This is a genomic window from Planomonospora corallina (assembly GCF_042650625.1).
Taxonomy (GTDB): Bacteria; Actinomycetota; Actinomycetes; order Streptosporangiales; family Streptosporangiaceae; genus Planomonospora_B; species Planomonospora_B corallina.
Genome location: NZ_JBHSBM010000017.1, coordinates 550022 through 555311, shown reverse-complemented (window position 1 = coordinate 555311; position 5290 = coordinate 550022). Strand labels below are relative to the sequence as shown.

4 protein-coding genes are annotated in these 5290 nt (G+C 72.4%); 1 reads left to right on the top strand and 3 read right to left on the bottom strand.

The genetic code is table 11. The features are described 5' to 3' along the window. Positions 1-85: 85 nt before the first annotated feature. The 3 genes from ACFOWE_RS15655 to ACFOWE_RS15645 all read right to left on the bottom strand — a co-directional run bounded on the left by ACFOWE_RS15655 (position 86) and on the right by ACFOWE_RS15645 (position 3873). Positions 86-2533, bottom strand: coding sequence for a serine/threonine protein kinase (locus ACFOWE_RS15655; protein WP_377288288.1), 2448 nt, complete (start codon positions 2531-2533; stop codon positions 86-88). 204 nt (positions 2534-2737) lie between these two features. After that, on the bottom strand, positions 2738-3016 hold the full coding sequence (gene pspAA, locus ACFOWE_RS15650; protein WP_377288286.1) for a PspA-associated protein PspAA: 279 nt from the start codon (positions 3014-3016) through the stop codon (positions 2738-2740). Beyond that, positions 3013-3873: a PspA/IM30 family protein gene (locus tag ACFOWE_RS15645; protein ID WP_377288284.1), complete on the bottom strand. Its 861-nt coding sequence runs from the start codon at positions 3871-3873 to the stop codon at positions 3013-3015. Before ACFOWE_RS15645 ends, pspAA begins: the two co-directional genes overlap by 4 nt. 271 nt (positions 3874-4144) lie before the next feature. Here ACFOWE_RS15645 and ACFOWE_RS15640 point away from each other — a divergent pair, with 271 nt between their 5' ends. Continuing rightward, on the top strand, positions 4145-4630 hold the full coding sequence (locus tag ACFOWE_RS15640; RefSeq protein ID WP_377288282.1) for a DUF3043 domain-containing protein: 486 nt from the start codon (positions 4145-4147) through the stop codon (positions 4628-4630). The last annotated feature ends 660 nt before the right edge of the window (positions 4631-5290 follow it).

The window sequence follows — 5290 nt, the reverse complement described above, 5'->3', positions numbered from 1 at the left end:
GACCGCCGGGGCCTTCTCCACGTGCGGCGGGCCTGCCCGGCCCTGGGAGGTGCGGGCCGGCCGGCGGCCCGCGACCCCTGCCCGGTCAGCCGCCGATCCGGGTGTAGCGCATGAACTGCTTGCCGTACTCCGCGGTGTCGGTCGTCTCGGCCAGCAGCCGCTTCACCTGGCCGCGGAAGTCGATGACCACGGCCTCGTAGCCGGAGCCCGTCTTCCGCCAGGCCGCGATGTGCTGGTCGTCGTACCAGCCGATGACCCGCTCGGTGACGAACGGGATCCGCGCCTTCGGCTCCCCGTCGACGGTGGTGGACCAGACGCAGATCTCCTGCGTGGTGTCCTTGCAGTAGGTCATCAGCAGCTCGCCGGAGGGGTTGATGTCGTCGCTCTCCACCGTGAGCGGGGTGCCCACGTGGAGCAGCGTCTGCAGCACCACCCCGGTGTCCGGGTCGTAGAAGCGGATGCGGTTGGTCTTGGCCTTGGTGTCGATCGCCCAGGTGCCGACGGCGAGGCCGTCACCGCGCCAGAAGTAGCTCCACTGGCCGGCGTCCCCCTCCTTCACCTTGACAATCTTCGCCTTCTTCGTGGCGACGTCGATGATCGCGAAGCCGTACGGCTTGCTGGTGTTGTCGACGGCCTCGTAGAGCGTGACCAGGGCCTTGCTCTCGTCCGGCGACCACTGCGGCAGCGTCGGGAAGACCGGCGCCTTGGTGATCTTCACGTCGCTCTCCGCGCCGGTCTTGTGGTCGACGATCGAGACCATGGCGTGGTTGTCGTCGCTGTAGACCCGGTCGGTGCCGATCCCCCTGGTGCCCGCGGTGTTCAGCGTGTACTCGAAGTACTTGTCGTTCTTGGCGAACTTGCCGTCGGCGCCCCGGACGTACAGGTGCGTGCCGTTCTCCAGGGTGTAGGCGGTCAGCTTGATCGGGTCGTCGTCGCTCTCGTGGACGGTGGTCGAGCCGCCCGGGAGCTTGACCTCGCGGGTCGCCTCGGGGACCTGGGCCGCGACCGGGGTGGGCGTGGCGCTGCTGTCCCGTCCCGAGGTGACGGCCGGGGGCGTGGTCGGGTCGGAGCCGCTGCCCCGCAGCACCAGCGTGACGCCGCCGCCCACGAGCACGACCGCGAGGACCGCGCCGAGCACCGTCCAGAGCCCGCGCCTGCTTCCGCTTCCGGAGGAGCCGCGCCCCGGCGCCTGCGGGTGCGCGCCGTACGGCGGGGGCGCCTGCGGGGCGCCGAACGGCGGCTGCTGGAAGGCGCCCGGCCCGCTCTGGCCCGGCGGGAAGCCGCCGGGACCACCGGCCTGGTACGGCACCTGCCCGGCGGGGGACGTCAACTGCTGGGCGAAGGCGCCCGGCCCGGTCTGCTGGGGCGGGAAGCCACCGGGGCCCGTCTGGTGGGGCGGGAAGCCGCCGGGCCCGGTCTGGTTCGGCGGGAAGCCCCCCGGACCCGTCTGGTGGGGCGGGAAAGCGCCGGGACCCGCGGGGTGCGCCTCCGGGGACCCGTACGGCAGGGTGCCGCCCTGCGTCGGCACGCCGTACATCGTCTGCTGGAAGGAGCCCGGCCCGGCCTGCTGGGGCGGGAAGCCGCCGGGGCCCGTCTGGTGCGGCACGGCGCCCTGCGGGAAGCCCTGGTAGGGAGCTCCCGGGCCTCCCGGGCCCGTCTGCTGGGCCGCCACGGCCGACCCCTCCGCGAGGATGGTCTGGGGCTCGGGGGCCGGGGCGGAGCCCGTCGTGCCGGGCCCGGCGTGGCCGAGCAGCCGCATCAGCGCTTCGCTCGCCGTCGGGCGGCGGGCGGCGTCCTTGGCCAGGCAGTCGCCCACCAGCCCGCGCAGGGCCTCGTCCTCGATCGCCGACAGGTCGGGCTCCGCGTTCATGATGCGGTTGAAGATCGCCGGAAGGCTGTCGGTGCCGAACGGGGGCTTGCCGGTGGCCGCGAAGACCATCGTGCAGCCCCAGGCGAACATGTCGGCCGCCGCGCCGGCGGCCTCCCCCGCCAGCTGCTCGGGGGTCATGTACGCGGGGGTGCCGATCGCCATCGCGGTCAGCGTCGAGGTCCGGTCGAGCGCCTTGGCGATGCCGAAGTCGATCACCCGGGGGCCGTCGGGGGCGAGCAGCACGTTGGACGGCTTGAAGTCGCGGTGCACGATGCCCGCCTGGTGGATCGCGACGAGCGCGGTGACCGTGCCGATCGCGAGCCGGTGCAGCGCGGAGCCCGACCGGGGCCCCTCGGTGTTGACGACCGCGTCGAGCGTCGGCCCGTCGATGAACTCACTGACGATGTAGGGCCGGTGGTCGTCGTCGACCCCGGTCTCGAGCACCGCGGCGGTGCAGAACGGCGAGACCCGCTGGGCCGTGCTGACCTCGCGGATGAAACGTTCCAACGCTTCTTCGTCCTGAGCGAGGTCGGCGCGGAGCAGCTTGACCGCGACGCGCGCCCCGGTGGGGGACTCGCCGAGGAAGACCGTTCCCTGGCCGCCCTCGCCGAGCCGGGCGGTGAGCCGGTACTCCCGTACCTGCTCGGGGTCACCGGGCCGCAAGGGCGCAAGGTCCGGCATAACGACACCCTCTTTCATGGGCTTTTTGTGTCCCATTGTGAGGGCAAATCTGGGTAACCCGCACCTCAACCCCAGGACAAGAGGGGAGAAAAGCGAGGTCACCGGGACACAAAGGGGCGGCCCGGGCGAACCAGGTTCGCGCCGGGCGTCCGCGCCACGCTCAGGCCGCCTCCGGGCCGGGAGCGGTTATCCGGGGATCAGTCCTTCGTCGCCGAGCATCCCCCGGACCTCCTCCATGGAGGCGTCGGAGGGCGGCAGGATCAGCTCCGAGGGCTCCAGGCTCTCGTCCGGCAGCTCCCGGCCGACGTCGCGCACCTTGTCCAGCAGGGCGTGCAGCCGGACCCGGAACGTCTCCTCGTCTCCGGCCCGGATCGACTCCTCCAGCTCCCCGTCGAGGCGGTTGAGGACCTCGAGGTCGCCCTCGGCGATCTCGACCTGCCCCTCGCCCATGATGCGGATGATCACTGTCCCTCCCCCGGCTGCCGGTACTGCTGGGTCGGGGGCTGCTGCGGCTGGCCGTACTGCTCGGCCGGCGGCTGCTGGTACTGCGGCTGGGGCTGGGCCTGCGGCTGGGGCTGCTGCTGCGGGGAGCCCTGCTCGATCGCGCCCTGCGGCGCGGGCCCCTGGCCCAGCTCGGCCTTCATCCGGGCGATCTCCAGCTCCACGTCGCGGCCGCCGCCCATGCGGTCCAGCTCCGCCTGGATGTCGTCGCCGCGGGAACCGCTGAAGTCGTCGAGCGCGCCGCTGGCGAGCAGCTCGTCGATCGCGCCGGCCCGCGCCTGCATCTGCGCGGTCTTGTCCTCCGCGCGCTGGATGGCCAGGCCGACGTCGCCCATCTCCTCGGAGATGCCGGAGAAGGCCTCGTTGATCCGCGTCTGCGCCTCGGCGGCGGTGTAGGTCGCCTTGATGGTCTCCTTGCGCGTGCGGAAGGCGTCGACCTTGGCCTGGAGGCGGTGGGAGGCGTGGGTGAGCTTCTCCTCCTCCGCCTGCAGGTTGTCGTGCTGCACCCGCAGGTCGGCGATCTGGGTCTGCAGCGCGCTGCGGCGGGTCAGCGCCTCGCGGGCCAGGTCCTCCCGGCCGACGCTGAGCGCCTTGCGGCCCTGGTCCTCCAGCTTCCGCGACTGCGCCTCGATCTGGTTGATCTGCAGCTCGACCCGCTTGCGCGAGGTCGCGACGTCGGCCACGCCCCGGCGCACCTTCTGCAGCAGCTCCAGCTGCCGCTGATAGGAGTAGTCCAAGGTCTGGCGCGGATCCTCCATCTTGTCCAAGGCCTGGTTGGCCTTGGACTTAAAGATCATGGAAAGTCTCTTCATCACGCTCATGCGCGTCGGCCGTCCCCTTCTTCACGTGCGCTTCGGACCACCCCAGGTGATTCCCGCCCCCGGGTAAAAGCGGCGGTGCCACATAGGGTTCACCCTACGCATAACGCACGGGGGCGTCACTAAGTTGCAGTCCCGGTAGGCTGACCTTGTGTTCCGACGTACCCAGACCACCGCGGACGATTCCCCCGTCTCCGCCACCGATCCTAAGCCTGCGGGCAAGGGGCGTCCCACACCCAAGCGCCGGGATGCCGAAGGACGCCGCCGCCAGCCGGTGACCGCCCCCAAGAACCGCAAGGAGGCCTACCGGCAGCTCCGCGAGCGCCAGGCCGCCGAGCGCGCCAGGGCCCGCGAGGGCATGCTCCGCGGCGAGGAACGCTACTTCCCGGCCCGCGACCGCGGCCCGGTCCGGAAGTTCGCCCGCGACTGGGTCGACTCGCGCCGCCTGCTCAGCCAGTACTTCCTGCCGTTCTCCCTGGTCATCCTCCTGGCCACCTGGATCCCCTTCCCGCCCGCCGTCCGCGGCTACGTCTACATCGCCGTGATCACCATCGGCTGGCCGATCATGATGCTGGGCGTGCTGCTCACCTCGCTCTGGGTGTCCTGGCAGGTCAAGAAGACCGCCGCGGAGAAGTTCCCCGGCGAGAGCCTCAAGGGCGTCGGCTTCTACGCGGCGATGCGCGCCCTGCAGATCCGCAAGCTGCGCTTCCCGCCGCCGCAGTTCCTGCCCGGCGGCAAGCCCGTCCCGCCGAAGAAGTAGGCAGAAGAAGCAGCCACCGGCCGGACCGTCCCGTCACCGAGCCCCGCCCGTCCGCGGCGGGGCTCTCGTGTTCCGGCACCCGTCGGGCTCCTCGGCCTCCTTCGTCTCCTCCCCCCGTCCGGCCGCTCAGTCTCCTCCGCTCAGTCTCCTCCGCTCAGTCTCCTCCGCTCAGTCTCCTCCGCTCAGTCTCCTCCGCGCGCCCGGGCCGCTCCGCCGGCTCACCCCGCGGCGGTCCCCGTCACTCGTCGGCCGTCCAGTCCAGCGCCCCGCCGTTCACCACCGGCTTCCGTTCGCGGATCCCCCGCACGCTCAGGAGCCCGTCGCCCAGCGGGCCGAACGCCCCGGACCTCCGGGTGGCGGCGGGACAGTGCCGGCGGGGACGCCGTCCCCGCCGTCCCCGCCGGGCGCGGCCCGGTCCGGCCCGGACGTCGGCGCCGCGCAGCGGGCGTGCAGCCTGCCGTCCTCCATCCGGGTGGGCGTGGTGCAGTCGCGGCCGTCCAGCACGAACGGGAGCTCGTCGTCGCTGAAGTAGTGCTCCACGACGTACTCGCGCTCCGGCGGTCCCTCCTTGGAGAAGACCGCCGACTCCAGGGCCGCCGCGGCGACGGCCAGCAGGCACAGCGCCGCCACCGCCGAGCCCAGGCGCACCAGCCGGCGGGG